Origin of the sequence: Sphingobium sp. AP49, from assembly GCF_000281715.2 — a bacterium.
Taxonomy (GTDB): Bacteria; Pseudomonadota; Alphaproteobacteria; order Sphingomonadales; family Sphingomonadaceae; genus Sphingobium.
The window spans coordinates 2,787,801-2,803,610 of sequence record NZ_CP124576.1; the positions used below are offsets into that span (position 1 = coordinate 2,787,801).

Annotated in this window: 17 protein-coding genes; 9 read left to right on the forward strand and 8 right to left on the reverse strand. The window is 62.9% G+C overall.

Going from position 1 to position 15,810, the window contains the following annotated elements; translation table 11 throughout:
• Positions 1-313: 313 nt before the first annotated feature.
• The 4 genes from PMI04_RS13290 to PMI04_RS13305 form a co-directional block, all read right to left on the reverse strand.
• Positions 314-529 carry a DUF2093 domain-containing protein gene (locus PMI04_RS13290; RefSeq protein WP_007712055.1) on the reverse strand — a complete coding sequence of 72 codons (216 nt, stop codon included), beginning with the start codon at positions 527-529 and terminating at the stop codon, positions 314-316.
• On the reverse strand, positions 529-1,932 hold the full coding sequence (locus PMI04_RS13295) for a nitronate monooxygenase (protein ID WP_004212237.1): 1,404 nt from the start codon (positions 1,930-1,932) through the stop codon (positions 529-531). The genes PMI04_RS13290 and PMI04_RS13295 overlap by 1 nt, the downstream gene beginning before the upstream one ends.
• Positions 1,933-2,024: 92 nt before the next feature.
• The gene (locus PMI04_RS13300; protein ID WP_007712052.1) at positions 2,025-3,179 is read right to left on the reverse strand and encodes a glycosyltransferase; all 1,155 of its coding nucleotides are present in this window, start codon (positions 3,177-3,179) and stop codon (positions 2,025-2,027) included.
• Complete coding sequence (locus PMI04_RS13305; protein WP_007712049.1) at positions 3,172-4,041, reverse strand: alpha/beta hydrolase; 870 nt, start codon at positions 4,039-4,041, stop codon at positions 3,172-3,174. Before PMI04_RS13305 ends, PMI04_RS13300 begins: the two co-directional genes overlap by 8 nt.
• Positions 4,042-4,078: 37 nt before the next feature.
• Between PMI04_RS13305 and PMI04_RS13310 the strand changes: the two genes are divergently transcribed.
• Entirely contained in the window at positions 4,079-5,476 is a 1,398-nt protein-coding gene (locus tag PMI04_RS13310) for a protein adenylyltransferase SelO family protein (protein ID WP_007712047.1), read from the forward strand.
• A 455-nt stretch (positions 5,477-5,931) separates the two neighbouring features.
• Here PMI04_RS13310 and PMI04_RS13315 read toward each other — a convergent pair whose 3' ends face one another.
• The 4 genes from PMI04_RS13315 to PMI04_RS13330 all read right to left on the reverse strand — a co-directional run bounded on the left by PMI04_RS13315 (position 5,932) and on the right by PMI04_RS13330 (position 7,805).
• Complete coding sequence (locus tag PMI04_RS13315) at positions 5,932-6,201, reverse strand: hypothetical protein (protein ID WP_007712044.1); 270 nt, start codon at positions 6,199-6,201, stop codon at positions 5,932-5,934.
• 78 nt (positions 6,202-6,279) lie between these two features.
• Positions 6,280-6,603, reverse strand: a complete 324-nt coding sequence (locus PMI04_RS13320) for a hypothetical protein (RefSeq protein WP_157178157.1) — start codon at positions 6,601-6,603, stop codon at positions 6,280-6,282.
• Between the two features lie 659 nt (positions 6,604-7,262).
• Positions 7,263-7,511, reverse strand: coding sequence for a hypothetical protein (locus tag PMI04_RS13325; protein WP_007712043.1), 249 nt, complete (start codon positions 7,509-7,511; stop codon positions 7,263-7,265).
• 45 nt (positions 7,512-7,556) lie between these two features.
• Positions 7,557-7,805, reverse strand: coding sequence for a hypothetical protein (locus PMI04_RS13330; protein ID WP_007712043.1), 249 nt, complete (start codon positions 7,803-7,805; stop codon positions 7,557-7,559).
• A gap of 282 nt (positions 7,806-8,087) precedes the next feature.
• Between PMI04_RS13330 and PMI04_RS13335 the strand changes: the two genes are divergently transcribed.
• The 8 genes from PMI04_RS13335 to PMI04_RS13370 all read left to right on the forward strand — a co-directional run bounded on the left by PMI04_RS13335 (position 8,088) and on the right by PMI04_RS13370 (position 15,788).
• On the forward strand, positions 8,088-8,741 hold the full coding sequence (locus tag PMI04_RS13335; protein ID WP_007712040.1) for an alpha/beta hydrolase: 654 nt from the start codon (positions 8,088-8,090) through the stop codon (positions 8,739-8,741).
• Positions 8,742-8,850: 109 nt separating this feature from the next.
• The gene (locus PMI04_RS13340; RefSeq protein ID WP_007712036.1) at positions 8,851-10,110 is read left to right on the forward strand and encodes a hypothetical protein; all 1,260 of its coding nucleotides are present in this window, start codon (positions 8,851-8,853) and stop codon (positions 10,108-10,110) included.
• 215 nt (positions 10,111-10,325) lie between these two features.
• On the forward strand, positions 10,326-11,759 hold the full coding sequence (gene astD / locus PMI04_RS13345; protein ID WP_007712034.1) for a succinylglutamate-semialdehyde dehydrogenase: 1,434 nt from the start codon (positions 10,326-10,328) through the stop codon (positions 11,757-11,759).
• 88 nt (positions 11,760-11,847) lie between these two features.
• Entirely contained in the window at positions 11,848-12,636 is a 789-nt protein-coding gene (gene cobA / locus PMI04_RS13350; protein ID WP_007712030.1) for a uroporphyrinogen-III C-methyltransferase, read from the forward strand.
• A complete protein-coding gene (locus PMI04_RS13355) occupies positions 12,633-12,929 on the forward strand; it encodes a DUF2849 domain-containing protein (protein ID WP_004212225.1) in 297 nt (98 codons plus the stop codon). Before cobA ends, PMI04_RS13355 begins: the two co-directional genes overlap by 4 nt.
• A gap of 1 nt (position 12,930) precedes the next feature.
• On the forward strand, positions 12,931-14,562 hold the full coding sequence (locus tag PMI04_RS13360; protein WP_007712027.1) for a nitrite/sulfite reductase: 1,632 nt from the start codon (positions 12,931-12,933) through the stop codon (positions 14,560-14,562).
• On the forward strand, positions 14,555-14,995 hold the full coding sequence (locus tag PMI04_RS13365) for a DUF934 domain-containing protein (protein WP_004212223.1): 441 nt from the start codon (positions 14,555-14,557) through the stop codon (positions 14,993-14,995). The genes PMI04_RS13360 and PMI04_RS13365 overlap by 8 nt, the downstream gene beginning before the upstream one ends.
• Complete coding sequence (locus PMI04_RS13370) at positions 14,988-15,788, forward strand: phosphoadenylyl-sulfate reductase (RefSeq protein ID WP_007712021.1); 801 nt, start codon at positions 14,988-14,990, stop codon at positions 15,786-15,788. The genes PMI04_RS13365 and PMI04_RS13370 overlap by 8 nt, the downstream gene beginning before the upstream one ends.
• Positions 15,789-15,810 lie beyond the last annotated feature (22 nt).

Consider the following 15,810-nt stretch of genomic DNA (forward strand, 5'->3'; position numbering starts at 1 on the left):
CCCTGTTTAGAAGGACACGTTGTAAATGAACCAGCCCAGGATCAGCAGGCTGCTCACAAGACAGATACGATCACCGAAGACATCAATACGAGACATCTGACACATCCTTCACCCAAAAGACGATCTGCGCCGCCTGTTGAGGGAGAATACATCAGATAAGTGCGTGTGGGAACAGCAATCTCGCGACAAGCCGTGCCGCTGGAGCGATGAATGGAAATCGCCCCATCTTGAAATTTTCGCTGCAGCGCACAGCAATCATTCAACTAATCGAACGTTTCCAAAAAGCCGAATATCGGCAAACACTTACCGCTGATCAGCGAAATGCTGCGCCGCGGTGACGCAGGAAGGACGCCGTCGCCTCCTCCGGCCCGCGATAGGCCTCCTGAAACTCGGCGCTCCAATATTTGAGGTCGTCGAGGTCGATTCGCACACCCGATACGGCGCAGAGCACGAACTGCCCCGGCCGTACCACGTCGAAATGCGGCGTGTCATAATGCAGCACCGCCAAGCCCTGAATGTCCGCTGCCATCAGTCGCCCGTCAGAATGCGGTCGACCAGTTGCTTCACGGTCGGCACGAACCCGTTCGAATAGAAGGGGTCCTGCTTGAAGCGATAGGCAGCATGGCCGGCGAACAGCAGATTCTTGTCCAGGTCGCCGCCATGGACCGATTCCTGCAACGACTTCTGGATGCAGAAGCTGCGCGGATCGGCCAGGCGACCGGTCGAATTGGTCTCGCTGTCCATCCAGCTGGAGAAGCTGCACTGCGACAGGCAGCCCATGCAATCGGTCTGGTCCTTGCGGATTTCGGCCTTCTCTTCCTCGGTCACGAAGACGAGCGTATTGTCCGGCGTCTTGAGCGCGGAGGTGAAGCCCTGGCCCACCCATTCGCGCGCGCGCAGCAGGTCACCGACCGTCACCCAGAAATTCTTGCCCTTCACGCCCGCGTCGAGCTGATGGGTATGGTCGCCTGCCTGCTCGGTGCTGAACGGGATCTGGCGATCCGACCGTGCTTCGAGCGAACGCAGGAAGGGATTGCGGATCGCCGAGCTGTAGAAGCCGGTGGGGGAGAATTTGTGCAGCAGCACGTCGCCCGGCTCCAGCTGCATCAACCGGTCCTTCCAATCCTGCGGGATCGGGCTTTCCTGGGTCAGCAGCGGACGGGTGCCGAACTGGAACATGATCGCGCCCAGCTCGGGATTGTCGATCCAGTCGTTCCAGTCCTTGAGCGCCCATACGCCGCCGGCCATGACGATCGGCACGTCGTCGGAAATACCGCCCTCGCGCATGGTCGCGCGCAGGTCGCGCACGCGCGGATAGGGATCCTGCGGCGCGCGCGGATCCTCCGCGTTCGACAGGCCGTTGTGGCCGCCGGCCAGCCAGGGATCCTCATAGACCACCGCGCCCAGCCATTCCGACGCCTTGGAGTAAGCCCGCTTCCACAGCGCGCGGAAGGCACGGCCCGACGACACGATCGGCAGATAGCTGACATTGTAGGAGGCGGCGATTTCACTGAGCTTGTAGGGCATGCCCGCGCCACAGGTGACGCCGGCGACCATCCCCTTTGTCTTTTCCAGCACGCCGTGCAGCACGCGCTGCGCACCGCCCATTTCCCACAGCACGTTGATGTTGATCGCGCCCTTGCCGCCGGCAATTTCATAGGCGCGCTTCACCTGCTCGACCGCGCCGTCAATGGCATAGGCGATCAGTTCCTCATGGCGGTCGCGACGGGTGCGGCCATGATAGATTTGCGGGATGATATTGCCCATGGAGTCATAGCTGTCGGCATTGACCGCCGATACCGTGCCAATGCCCCCGGCAGCCGCCCAGGCGCCCGAGCTGGCATGGTTGGAAACAGCAACACCCTTGCCACCTTCGACCAGCGGCCAGACTTCACGGCCACCATAGACGATGGGTTTCAAACCCTTGAACAACGACTTCTCCCGCGAAAAATGACCGGCCTCCCCAGACCGGCGAAATGTCGTCCTATAACAGTTCTTGTCAGGGATGACGAATATCGCGCGCCCTAGCGCAAAATATATGGGCTGGCCAGAGCCCCGCCATATAATGCGGCATAGGCGTCGACCATGGTCTTTTCGTCGAAATCGCGCTGCGCCCGCGCCCGATTGGCGGCGCCTAGCGCGGCACGCAATTCCGCGTCCGCCGCCAATGTCCCCAGCGCATCCGCAAGCTCCCGCTCATCAGCCACAACGAAGGGCCGATTGGCTGGGGCAACCATGTTGGCGACATCACCGACATCGGTGGACGCCACCGGCAACCCGGCCGCCATTCCCTCCACCAGCGAGATCGGAAATTGCTCGCTGTCCGACGACAGCGCAAAAATGTCGAACAGGCCGACGAAGCGCCAGGGATCGGCCATGAACCCCGCCAGGCAGATATCGTCCAGCCCCTGCGCCGCTGCCTCGGCCAGGATCGCCTCGCGCTCCGGCCCCTCGCCCACCACCACCAGTTGCAGCCGCTCGCGATGGGCCGCCACCGCGCGCACCAGTCGGGGGATATTCTTGACCGCGCGCAACCCCGCCAGCGTGCCGACGAGCAGCTTGCCCGGCGTGCACACCAGCCCCGGTATCGCATCGGGCGCCGGCGCTTCGGCATAGCGCGCCACATCGGTGCCGTTGCGGATCAGATGCACCTTGCCCGCCGGCTGCTTCCATGCCCGATGCGCGATCTGCTCCAGCCGCGCCGACGGCACCACCAGCGCCTGCGCCCGGCTCAGTGCCATGCGGCGATAGAGATTGCGCTGCGGCTTCAGCCCCGCCGCCTCATCGGCGTTGAAGCCATCCTCATGATGGATCAGCGGCGGCAGGCCCATCGACCGGGCGAACAGCCGGTGCGCCATCACCCCGTCCATCGCCCCCCAATTATAGCCCAGCACCAGGTCATAACCGGTCAGGAACTGCGCGATCGCGCGAAACCGCGCCAGCCCCGGCCTTCCGGCAAAAGCCGGCGAAGCAGGAAAATCGACGGGCACCTGCGGCTCGATCGCGGTGCGAGCGCCCAGCGCCTCGGGCGCGGCACTGACGATACTATGTCGCGCCCTGTCACCCCAGATGTTCATCAGCCGGATGGAACGCGCTTCCTTGCCACCCAAAGTGAAACTGCCATGGATATGCAGGATGCGCGGCGGATTGCCCCGCTGCACGCCGCCGCCATCAGCCACGCAGCACGCGCTCCAGCAGGCGGTCGATCCCGGCCACCGCTTCCGGCTCGTCCAGCGCTGGCGCATGCCCGACATCGGGCACCGTCACCAGTTCGGCGCTCGCCCCCACCTCGCGCGCCATCCGCGCCGCCGTCGGTTCGCTCAGCAGGTCCGACCGGTCGCCGCGCAGCAACAGGGTCGGAATGCCTTGGAACGCGGCCATTACCGGCCACATGTCGACACCGGCCTCGCCACCGGGCGCACGCAGCGGCTCGGCGATGCGCATGTCATAGTCGAGCACGATCCGCCCGCCGCTGTTCAGCCGATAAAGGCGCTTGGCCATGGCCAGCCATTGCTCCAGCCCATAGGCCGGATAGACATCCCCGTTCGCCTCTTCCAGCGCGCGGGCTGCATGAACCCAGCTGGGGTGCGATTGCCCCACGCCGACATAGCCGCGAATCCGGTCCAGCCCCGCCTCGTCCAGCGTCGGCCCGACGTCATTCAGCACCGCGCCCGCCAGCCATTCGCGATGGGTCGCGGCAATCAGCATGGTAATGATCCCGCCCAGCGACGTGCCGACCGCGACGAAGCGGGTGATCGCCAGGTCCGCCAGCAACCGACCGATATCCTGCAAATAGGTGAGCGGCACATAGCTCATCGGATCCTTGGCATAGGCGCTTTCCGCGCGCCCCCGCATATCCGGGCAGATCAGCCGCCACTCGCCCGCCAGCCGCTGCGCCAGCGGCTCGAAATCGCGCGCATTGCGGGTCAGCCCCGGCAGGCACAGCAGGGGCGGCCGCCCGTCCTCGCCGCCCGCATAGTCGCGATAATGCAGCCGCAGTCCATCGGGGGACCACCAATATCCGTCACTATAGCCGGTCAAGCTTGATCCTTCCGCCCATGCTCCCCCATATCGCCGCATGGACAACAAGCCGCAAGCCGCCAATTACAGCCCCGCAACGGAAATCACCGCGCTGATGCCCGACATCGCCGATCCGGTGAGTGCCGCGGACTTTCCGCAGACCCTGTTGCGTTTCCGCAATGACCGCGCCGCCGCCACCGTCGGCCTCGATCATCTGAGCGACGACGAGTGGATCGCCCATTTCGGCCGCTTCACGCCCCTGCCCGGCACTCTCCCCCAGCCGCTCGCCCTGCGATACCATGGTCATCAGTTCCGCAACTATAATCCCGACATCGGCGACGGCCGCGGCTTTCTCTTCGCCCAGCTCCGCGACGCGGACGGCCGCCTGCTCGACCTGGGCACCAAGGGATCGGGCCAGACCCCCTATAGCCGCTTCGGCGACGGCCGCCTGACGCTCAAGGGCGGCGTGCGCGAGATATTGGCGACGGAGATGCTGGAGGCGCTGGGCGTCAACACGTCGAAGACCTTCTCGATCATCGAGACCGGCGAGGCACTGGAGCGCAATGACGAACCCTCGCCCACGCGCGGCGCGGCGATGGTCCGCCTCAGCCATTCCCATGTCCGCATCGGCAGCTTCCAGCGCGCCGCCTATATCGAGGATAATGGCCTGCTCGAACGGCTGACCGACTATGCCCTGACCCGCCTCTATGGGGCGCAACCCGGCGACAATCCACCCGCCCAGCTGCTCGGCCGCGTGGTCGATCGTACCGCAGATCTGGCCGCCAGCTACATGGTCGCCGGCTTCGTCCATGGCGTGCTCAACAGCGACAATATCAATGTGACCGGCGAAAGCTTCGACTATGGCCCCTGGCGCTTCACGCCGCTGTGGGACGCGAATTTCACCGCCGCCTATTTCGACCATGCTGGCCTCTATGCCTTCGCCCGCCAGGCCGAGGCGATCCATTGGGACGTCGCCCAGCTCGCCGTATCGCTGCGCCCACTCACCGAGGCGCCGCCGCTGATCGAACAGCTCGAACGCTTCCCCGCCCTCTATGCCCAGGCGATGCAGCGCCGCTTCTGCTGGCGCCTCGGCGTCCAGCCAGGCGCGGACAGCGCCGCCATGACCGAAACCGCCGTGCGCGCGATGATGACCAGCGCGACGCCGATCGACATCTTCTTTCACGACTGGCGCGGCGGCACGCCCCGCAATCCGGCGCGCTACAACGAGCCGATCTGGGCCGAACTGCGCGACAGGCTGGCCGATCACCCGCCCGTCCCCGGCGCTCGCGACCACGCCTATTGGTCGGACGAGGCCCCCTGCTCCATGCACATTGACGAAGTGGAGGCGATCTGGAGCGCGATCGACCAGTCCGACGACTGGTCCCCGCTCCACGCCAAGGTCGCCGCCATCCGCCGCATGGGCGAGGCCCATGGGGACGCGCCGGCACTGCCCTGAGAAAGGCCCAAACCCGGCAAAGCAATTGTCGCGCCCCTGATCGAGTGGTCGAATTGGGTGGATCAGCGACTGTGCTTCAAACCCATCATGCCAGCGAAGGCTGGCATCCCACTTCTTCTAAATGACGGATTTGGGTGGTGAGCGGACTGTCGGTTTTAGCGAACGATGTGTGTTAAGCGGACGTTGCAGAGGCTGCCACCAAAACGCTATATACCCACAATGTCGTGGATTTTCTTAGCCGTGGTCATTGCCCAGTTGGCCTGTATTATCGATATGCTGATGCACGGACGGACGTTGAGATTGCCGGTTGCTGGGGGATCGGCAACTCAGATCAATAAAAACGAAAGTCCGGTAGCATTCCACTTCATACTTGTGGGCTGGCTCGCTCTGTTTGCATTTATAGACTTCCTCATTTGGGGACGTTCATAGGGCATGCAAATGGCCGATAATGGTCGTCAGCGCCGGTCGAACGCTACCGTCTTGGTTGCCTCAAAGGAAGGTTTGACGACGGCTTCATACCAATCGGCTCGAAAGCCCGGAAGTGCCGATAGATGGGCTGTTAGGTCATTCCAACCCTTTGCTTCCTCATGAAAGGTCCATACGCGACCGGCAATTACGACGTCGCAGCAGATGAGGTCGGTGGTAATTTCATCCAGTTTGTAAAAGATGACCGCATCAATATCGGTCAGCGGAAGCTGAGCAAGGATCGCCGGTGTGATGGTCATTGCGACATGCTGCCTTGCTCACCGAATGTCAGCAAGCGGGAAGCACAAATGAGCCGTGGAACGGCAAAGAATGGTCGATCACGGCACGGCTGGGCTAAATACAGCTTGATGCCAATATGTGTCCGGTGCGCAAAACCATTCAGCGTTTGCGGCGGTTTGGAAGGACGCCAGCTGCCGCATGTCGATCCCATATCGCTGATGCAATGCGAGTAGTTCCCAGAGGTCATCATCGGTTGGAGTGCGGGCAAGCCGGATGAGAAGAGCGGTGCCTCGGCCCTCGTAATCAGATACGACCTCCATCCGATCAAGCCACCCGAAGAAGGTCGCTTCGTCGTTCTCGTGATAATAGATGACACTATCTGCAATGATCGTGGCTCTTTCGCTCATCGTGTCATGTTCCACGATCTTCCATCTCGATCAATGACAGCTTTGAGGAATTCGCAGCCCTTGCCGTAATGGCAATAAATGGTCGTTTCCAGACCGCATAACTCAGCTTTCCTACTCGGGCGGTCTCTGATCTACCCTTGGGCATGGATCAATCGCACGATCTTCACGCCCTCTCGCGGTCGCTCCACAAAGGCTTACTGGCGCATGGGCGTCGCGTCACTGTCGCCCCGCTGTCGCGCCAGCGGCGCGGGACCATGACCCGATTTCCGGGCGGGTGTCGCGTCACAGGCGCGTCGTCGGTGCGGCACAGGCGCGTGGCCGGCGCATTTCGCTGGAATCAGCCTCACGACACTGTGAACTTCGACTGTCGCGTCGATTTCAGGTCGAGACCCGCCACCAATTTTCAGGAAGAAGCCGGACCTATCCGGCCGCTTGTCGCAGCCCGCAGCAGCGCGACACGGAAAAAGCGTCCCGCCTTTGCCCCTGAAGGCGGGACGGGACGCTCCATCGGTCGCAGGCCGCCCCGTGATAACCATGCGCGGGCCGCATCCATCGATCCAACGGCATGGACAAAGGGTCGTTCCCGGGTTGATCGCAGCCCTGCCGCGATCCGTCGCAAAATCTGCCCCATCTGGGCAGCCTCCCGGCCGGATGTCGCCGGGAGGCGTAGCGCCTCAACGCTGGGCAAGCTGGACGGCCGGCTTGCGGCTGATGGTCAGGCCGGCATCGGCCCAATCCTGCTTGCTGCGACAATCGACGCTGGGAACCTGCGAGTTGGGCTGCACTTCGCGGAAGCAATAGCGATCGGTCTTCTCTTCATAGCTGACCTTGGCATTGCCGAACTTGCCTTCCGGCTGGGCGAAGGCGGGCGCAGCGGCAACGGTCATGGCGGCAGCGGCGGCGATGATGGCGATGGTCTTCATGAGCAAATTCCTTCCCTGATCTTCTGTCGAACGAACGCGCCGCTCTCAGCGCTGAGCCAACTGGACGGCCGGCTTGCGGCTGATGGTCAGGCCGGCGTCGGCCCAATCCTGCTTGCTGCGACAATCGACGCTGGGAACCTGCGAGTTGGGCTGCACTTCGCGGAAGCAATAGCGGTCGGTCTTCTCTTCATAGCTGACCTTGGCATTGCCGAACTTGCCTTCCGGCTGAGCGAAGGCGGGTGCGGCGGCAACGGTCATGGCGGCAGCGGCGGCGATGATGGCGATGGTCTTCATGAGCAAATTCCTTCCCTGAAATCTCGATCCATGACCCCCGATCGGGTCATGCCAGGAGCATTGCAGGGGTCGTGCCAATTTGCCGAAAGCCCGATAAATCGGGGTTCATTTCACGCCGGGCGGTCATATTGAATGAAATAAACGCGGATAGTGGGTCTTAAATTACAATATTTGGCATTTTTCACATACAACAATTCACCCCGGCTTCGCCGCACGCCAGAAAAGCCATATTGTCAATCAAAACAGTAGTGATATTATCATGCTGCAGATTTGGAGGCGCAGATGACCATTCACCCCCTGTCGGATGACCGGACCCCCACGATCCTGACCGTCCCCGGCCTGATGAACAGCGGCCCGGGCCACTGGCAAAGCCTTTGGGAAAAGGCGCTTCCAGACTGCCATCGGGTCGAACTGGGCAGTTGGGACGCACCCCGGCGCAACGCCTGGATTACCAATCTTGGCCATGCCATTGCCCGGATCGACGGTCCGGTGATCCTCGCCGCGCACAGCCTGGGCTGCCATGCGGTGACCTGGTGGGCAGCGTTCGAAACCGGACAGTTGCGGGACAAGGTGGTCGGCGCTCTGCTGGTCGCACCGCCCGAAGTGGACAGCGGCGCGGTCGATCGCCGGCTGGTCGGCTTTGGCCCGACGCCCAAAGACCTGCTTCCCTTCCCCTCGATCGTCGTCGCCAGCCGGGACGACCCCTATATCGCCTTTGCCAACGCGCGCCGCCTTGCCCAATTCTGGGGCAGCCAGTTCGCCGATGCCGGCGAATGCGGCCATATCAACGCGGAATCGGACCTTGATGAATGGCGTTTCGGCCAGTTCCTGCTGGCGCGGCTGCGCAATCCCGACACTGCCCATATTGCACATGCCTCTGTCCTGGGCGAAGAAGCCCGGCGCAGTGCCGAAATGACCCTGCGCTACGGCGTCTAACCCGGCCCCTCGTCCGGGCTTTATGCCGGCCCGGGCAGGGATTACCCCGATGGCCTCCCTTGTTGCCACTCCCTAGCCTGCCACCATCAAAACGCAGACAGGGGTTTGCATGGCCAAGTCATTCCGCATCCGTATGCCGGCTGCCGCGCTGCTGCTGTCAACTGTCGGCACCAGCCTGCCCGCCCTTGCGCAACAGGCTGCGGACACTCCCGACAAGGCCAATGCTGCGCTGGCGGCAGACGCGCCAGCCACGCCACCGCCCGATGGCCAGGCGGCCCCCGCCTCCGCAGACCCCGTGATCACACCGCAGAAGAAGGGCTTTTTCAGCCGCTTCATCGACGAGGAAGATCATGGCCTCGATTTCTCGAACTTCCTGGCCAAGGGCGGCTTCATCCCGGTTCCGATCATCATTACCGAACCAGCCGTGGATGGCGGCTTCGGCCTGGCCGCAGCCTTCCTGTCCGCCGATAAGGACCATCCCAGACAGATCACCAAGACGGCCGTTGCCGCCTTCAAGACCGGCAACGGGTCTGACGGCATTGGCGCCTTCCGGTCCGGCTATGCCTTTGACGGGCGTCTCAACTATCGCATCGGCATCGGCCATGGAAAGATCACGCTCGACGCTTTCCCGGCCTTCCTGCCTGAAGGCCTGGAATATACAAATCACTATAAATACGGCATTTTCGGTTCAGCATTCTGGCATCTCAAGGATGACCGCTTTTCCTTTGGACCGCTGTTTGACTTTCGCAAGCTCCAGTCCCGGATCGACATAACCGGTCTGCCCGACGATTTTGCCGACGATTTCAACCGGACGATGAAGACCGGCGCACTCGGTGCCGGTTTCCACTTCGACAATCGCGACAATCCGGTGACGCCGACCCGGGGCACCAACGCCTATGTCGAGGCAAAATTCGACCGCGACGCCTTTGGCAGCAAGCGTGATTTTGAAACCTATAATGTCGAAGCCTATAGTTTCGACAAGTTCACGTCCGATCTGCGCTTTGGCTACAAGTTCGACCTCAACATGATCCGCGGCGACTTCCCGGCCTATTTCGCTCCCGCCATCAATCTGCGCGGCGTCCAGGCCCAGGAATATCAGGGCTCCACCGTCCTTAGCACCGAACTGGAACTGACCTGGCAGGTCAGCCCGCGCTGGTCGCTGCTGGGCTTTGGCGGCTATGGCACCACCGATGGTGGCGACCGTCGGATCTTTCGGGATTCGGGCGACGTCTGGGCCGGCGGCGCGGGCTTCCGCTACAAGCTGGCGCGCAAACTCGGCCTCGATGCCGGCATGGACTTCGCTTATGGGCCGGGTGGCTTCGTCTTCTACATCCAGTTCGGCCATGCCTGGTCCTTCGGCATGGATTGATCCGCTGTCCTACTTTTCAGCTCTTCGCCATACTGCCCCAGAGCATCACCGGAAAGCGGCCATCACCTTCTATAATTTCCAACATATGTTCCTAAATTTCAAAATATGCAGGAAATATGCGAAGTTAAGCGGAACCGCTCCTCTCGCCTAACGCAAGGAAGGCCAATCCTGTCCCGCTCTTTCTTCGTTAACCATTTTCAGCCATATCCTGCTCCATGTCCGCCGTGCTGACGTCCCATGAACCCGCGACCGGTGCGCTGCTATGGCAGGGCGAAACCGGTGACGTCGAAGCCACCGTCACGCGCGCGCGCGCGGCATGGCCGCGCTGGGCCGCCCAACCCATTGCCTATCGCATTGAAACTCTGCGTCGCTTCGTCAATGTCGTGCGCGCCCATGAGGAGAAGCTGGCCGACCTGATCGCCCGCGAAACCGGCAAGCCGCTATGGGATGCCCGCGCCGAAGTCGCCGCCGTCATGGCCAAAGTCGATACTTCGGTCGCCGCTTATTCCGATCGTACCGGTCAGCGCCGGCTGGAGGCCAATCTGGGCGCCCGCCAGTCGGTTCGACACAAGCCCCATGGTGTAATGGCGGTGCTCGGCCCCTATAATTTCCCGGCCCACCTGCCCAACGGCCACATCATCCCCGCCCTGCTCGCCGGCAATGCCGTCATTTTCAAACCCTCGGAAAAGACGCCAGCCGTCGGCGAGATGCTGGTCAGCTTCTATCACGAAGCCGGCGTACCGGCCGATGCCATACAATTGCTGCTGGGTGGCCCGGACGAAGGCAAGGGGCTGGCCGCCCACAGCGATGTCGCAGGTATCCTCTTCACCGGATCGGCGCAGACCGGCATTGCCATCAACCGCCAGTTCGCCGCCCAGCCGGGCAAGATACTGGCGCTCGAAATGGGCGGCAACAATCCTCTGGTGGTCTGGGATACGCCGGAAATCGGCGCCGCCGCCGCCTTGGTGATCCAGTCCGCCTTTCTGTCGAGCGGCCAGCGCTGCACCGCCGCCAGCCGCCTGATCGTCAAGGAAAGCCTCGCCGATGCGCTGATCGCGGAGGTGAAAAAACTAGCCGACCGACTGATCGTCGACCATCCCCATGCCGATCCCACCCCCTATATGGGGCCGGTCATCGACAATCCGACTGCCGACGGCCTCACCGAGAGCTTCCTCTATTTGATGAGCCATGGCGGCAAACCGATCAAACATATGGTTCGCCCGAAAAAAGGCTTACCCTTCCTCACCCCCGCGATCATCGATGTGACTGCAATGACCGAACGGCCCGATGTCGAGTTGTTCGGCCCTCTGCTACAGGTCGTACGCACGCCCGATTTCGAAAGCGCCATCGCAGAAGCCAATAATAGCCGCTACGGCCTGTCCGCCTCGCTGGTCGGCGGCAGTCCCGAACAATATGCGCAATTTTGGGGTAATGTCCGCGCCGGCGTGATCAACTGGAACCGGCCAACCAACGGCGCGTCGGGCACCGCCCCCTTCGGCGGGGTCGGCGTGTCGGGCAACCATCGCCCCAGCGCCTATTATGCGGCCGATTATTGCGCCTATCCAGTCGCCTCCGCCGAGATCGAGCAGCCGCGCGCCACGATCGGCATCGGCCTCAAGGATATCGACCTCAGCACCATGGGCGATTGACAACCGCCGGACTGGACAAAACATTTCCTAAGCCCCTCCATATCCATTCTGAATTGAAACTCCCTCGCCCTTTCGCCATGTGGCGAACATGGCTGACATTGCACCTGCTACCGTCCACCTGGTGGGCGCGGGACCGGGCGACCCGGAACTGCTGACCATCAAGGCCGTGCGCCTGATCCGCGACGCGCGTCTCATCGTGCATGATGGGCTGGTGTCCGACGACATATTGGCGCTGGCCGGGCCGCAGGCCGAACTGATTTCGGTCGCCAAGCAACGTAGCCGCCATTCCATGCCGCAGGAGGCGATCAACGCCCTGCTGGTCCGCTTCGCCTTGGCCGGTGAGCCGGTCGTTCGCCTGAAGGGCGGCGATCCCTTCATCTTCGGCCGTGGTGGCGAGGAAGTCGACGCCTGCCGCGCCGCCGGCGTCCCGGTCGAGGTCGTGCCAGGCATCAGCGCCGCGATCGGCGCCGCCGCCCAGGCGCAGCTGCCGCTGACCCATCGCGAGGCGTCGAGCGCGGTCAGCTTCGTTGCCGGCCAGTGCAAGGGTCTTACGACACAGGACTGGTCGGGCCTTGCGGGAAAAGGCCGCACGCTCGTCATCTATATGGGCGTCGCCACCGCCGCCGACATCGCCGACAAGCTGATGGCCGACGGCGTGTCACCGGCGATCCCGGTCGCGGTACTGGAAAATGGCACGCGCGCCAATATGCGCAGCCTGCGCACCCTGCTCGCCGATCTGGGCGACATGGTGGCGCGTGAAGAAGTCAAAAGCCCGGCCCTGATCGTGGTCGGCGACGTGGCAGCCCATGCCCTGGCACGCGATGTGCTGGCGGACTGGGCGGCAAAAGGGGAGAGTATTTCGGAGATGCGTTCGTGAAGATCCTGACGGGCAATGATCTGGTGACCGGTGATGTCATCTGGTGGGCCGGCGATGGCTGGTCGCGCCAGGTCGGCGACAGCGCCGATGTCGGCGAACAGGGCGACGACCTCGCCCGCACCGAGGAAGCGGCGCTGCGTGTCGTCGGCGCCTATGTGATCGACGCGACCGTCACCGACGAGGGCGTGCGCCCGGCCCATATCAAGGACCGCATTCGCGCCCTTGGCCCCACGGTGCGCCCCGACCTCAATTTGAAACCGAATGACGCCGACGCCGGCAACTGGGTGATCTGACATGTATCGCTACGACAGCTATGACCAGTCCATCGTCGACGCCCGCGTCGATGAATTTCGCGACCAGGTGCAGCGCCGCCTGACCGGCGCCCTGACCGAGGACCAGTTCAAGCCGCTGCGGCTGATGAACGGCCTCTATCTTCAGCTTCACGCCTATATGCTGCGCGTCGCCATCCCCTATGGCACGCTCAGCGGCAAGCAGATGCGCAAGCTGGGCGAGATCGCGGCCAAGTACGACAAGGGCTATGGCCACTTCACCACGCGCCAGAACCTGCAATATAACTGGATCAAGCTGGCTGACGCACCCGACATCCTCGCCGAACTGGCGACGGTGGAGATGCACGCCATCCAGACCAGCGGCAACTGCATCCGCAACATCTCTTCGGACCAATATGCCGGCGTTTCTGCCGACGAGGTGGCGGACCCCCGCCCCTGGGCCGAACTGCTGCGCCAATGGTCGAGCTTCCACCCGGAATTCACTTACCTGCCGCGCAAGTTCAAGATTTGCGTGATCGCCAGCGACGATGATCGCGCGGCGATGCGCCTGCACGATATCGGCCTGAAGCTGGTGTCGAAGGATGGCATCATCGGCGCCGAAGTCTATGCCGGTGGCGGCATGGGCCGCACCCCGATGGTCGCACCGCAGATCAGGGATTTCGTACCGGAGGAGGAGATCGTCTCCTATCTGGAAGCCTGCCTGCGCGTCTATAATCGCTACGGTCGCCGCGACAACAAGTACAAGGCCCGCATCAAGATCCTGGTCCACGAGATCGGCGTCGAGGAATATAAGCGCCAGGTCGAGGAAGAGTTCGCCCATATGCGCGAACTGGGCCTCAACCCGCCGACCGAGGAACTGGACCGCATCCGCGCCTTCTTCGCCAACCCCGCCTATGAAACGGGCCTGAGCGAAGAGATCGACCGTGCCGATCCGGCCTTTGCCCTGTGGGTCGACCGTCAGGTCGCCGCGCACAAGCAGCCGGGCTATGCGATCGTCAATATCAGCCTGAAGCCGCTGACCGGTATCCCCGGCGACGCGTCGGCCGAGCAGATCGACCTGGTCGCGTCGCTGGCCGAGCAGTACAGCCTCGACGAACTGCGCGTCACCCATGCGCAGAACCTGGTCCTGCCGCATGTGAAGAAGGCCGATCTCTACGCCATCTGGCAGCATCTGGACGAAGCGGGTCTGGCCGAGGCCAATCTGGACCTCATCACCGACATCATCGCCTGCCCCGGCCTCGATTATTGCGCGCTCGCCAATGCGCGTTCGATCCCGCTGGCGCAGAAGATCGCGCAGCGCTTCGCCGACAATGAACGTCAGGCGGAACTGGGCGAGTTGAAGCTCAAGATTTCGGGCTGCATCAACGCCTGCGGCCACCATCATGCCGGCCATATCGGCATTTTGGGCGTGGACCGTAAGGGCGTGGAGAATTTCCAGCTGCTGCTCGGCGGGTCAGGCGCGGAGGACGCCTCGCTCGGCCAGATCACCGGCCCCGGCTTCTCCGAAGATGGCGTGGTTGACGCGATCGAGAAGGTCACCGACATCTATCTCGCCGAACGCACCGACGGGGAGCGTTTCCTCGACACCTATCGCCGCATCGGCATGAAGCCCTTCAAGGAGGCGATCTATGGTTGAGTTCCTCTCCTTCCGCGACGGTGAAGCGGCACAGGAACCGGCCGTCACGGTCGAATCCTTCACCGGCCAGTCCAACGCCACCGCCGTCCGCATCGAGCCGGGCGAGGATGCGCGTGAATTGCTGCCCCATCTTGACCGCCTCTCGCTGGTCGAGGTGAATTTCCCGGCCTATGGCGACGGGCGCGGCTATTCCGCCGCCCGTATTCTGCGGGAATCAGGCTATCAGGGCGAATTGCGCGCCGTGGGCGACGTGCTGGTCGACCAGATCAACGCCATGCGCCGATGTGGCTTCGACAGTTTCCACCCCGCCAAAGCCCTGGACGACGCCGCCGTGGAGCGCGCGCTCACCCGCTATGCCGACGTCTATCAGAAGACGATCGATGGCCGTCAGCCCGTCTGGGCGAAACGGCATCCGGAGAAAATTGATGGCTGAACCTGCCCGCCAGATCCCAGAGCGGCTAGTAGATGTGATCGATGCCCGCCCCATCTTTACCCAGGGGGATGCCGATGCGCTCAACGCGCGTTTCGAGCGCGTCGATACGCTGACCATGCTCAAGACCGTGTTCGCGGAAGGCCTCGCCGGCAATGTCGGCGTCGTCTCCTCCTTCGGCACGGAAAGCGCGGTGCTGCTCGATCTGGTGGCCAAGGCCGACAAGGCCATCCCGGTGATCTTCGTCGACACGCAAAAGATGTTCGCCGAAACGCTCAACTATCGCGACACGCTGGTCGCGCGGCTGGGCTTCACCAACAGCAGTGTCGTGGCGCCGGATGCCGCCGTGCTGGCGAAGAAGGACGAAACCGGCCTGCGCTGGTCCTATGACCCTGACGGCTGCTGCGAAATCCGCAAGGTCGAACCGATGAAGCGCGCCAAGGCGAGCCTCGACGCCTGGGTTTCGGGCCGCAAAGCGTTCCAGTCGATCACCCGCCAGAACCTGCCCCGCTTCGAGGTCGAGGACGGCCGGCTGAAGATCAATCCGCTGGGCGACTGGACCAAGACGGATCTGGAGGCTTATTTCGAGGCCGAACAACTGCCCCGCCACCCGCTGGAGGCACAGGGCTATCTGTCGATCGGCTGCGAACCCTGCACGTCCAAGGTGATGCCGGGCGAAGATCCCCGCGCGGGTCGCTGGCGCGGCTGGGACAAGGTGGAATGCGGCATCCATTCGCCGGTTTCGCCGATCCCGACCGTCGACCCGGAAGACCCGGCAAACCTGCCTGCCTTCTGATCGCATCGTTGGATTATCGGTT

What these genes read in the sequence shown, in the direction of transcription:
- PMI04_RS13325 (WP_007712043.1), bottom strand. Translation starts at nt 7,511, where the DNA reads ATGAAGACCATCGCCATCATCGCCGCCGCTGCCGCCATGACCGTTGCC.
- PMI04_RS13335 (WP_007712040.1), top strand. Translation starts at nt 8,088, where the DNA reads ATGACCATTCACCCCCTGTCGGATGACCGGACCCCCACGATCCTGACC.
- PMI04_RS13330 (WP_007712043.1), bottom strand. Translation starts at nt 7,805, where the DNA reads ATGAAGACCATCGCCATCATCGCCGCCGCTGCCGCCATGACCGTTGCC.
- astD (WP_007712034.1), top strand. Translation starts at nt 10,326, where the DNA reads ATGTCCGCCGTGCTGACGTCCCATGAACCCGCGACCGGTGCGCTGCTA.
- PMI04_RS13360 (WP_007712027.1), top strand. Translation starts at nt 12,931, where the DNA reads ATGTATCGCTACGACAGCTATGACCAGTCCATCGTCGACGCCCGCGTC.
- PMI04_RS13370 (WP_007712021.1), top strand. Translation starts at nt 14,988, where the DNA reads ATGGCTGAACCTGCCCGCCAGATCCCAGAGCGGCTAGTAGATGTGATC.
- cobA (WP_007712030.1), top strand. Translation starts at nt 11,848, where the DNA reads ATGGCTGACATTGCACCTGCTACCGTCCACCTGGTGGGCGCGGGACCG.
- PMI04_RS13315 (WP_007712044.1), bottom strand. Translation starts at nt 6,201, where the DNA reads ATGACCATCACACCGGCGATCCTTGCTCAGCTTCCGCTGACCGATATT.
- PMI04_RS13310 (WP_007712047.1), top strand. Translation starts at nt 4,079, where the DNA reads ATGGACAACAAGCCGCAAGCCGCCAATTACAGCCCCGCAACGGAAATC.
- PMI04_RS13290 (WP_007712055.1), bottom strand. Translation starts at nt 529, where the DNA reads ATGGCAGCGGACATTCAGGGCTTGGCGGTGCTGCATTATGACACGCCG.
- PMI04_RS13340 (WP_007712036.1), top strand. Translation starts at nt 8,851, where the DNA reads ATGGCCAAGTCATTCCGCATCCGTATGCCGGCTGCCGCGCTGCTGCTG.
- PMI04_RS13365 (WP_004212223.1), top strand. Translation starts at nt 14,555, where the DNA reads ATGGTTGAGTTCCTCTCCTTCCGCGACGGTGAAGCGGCACAGGAACCG.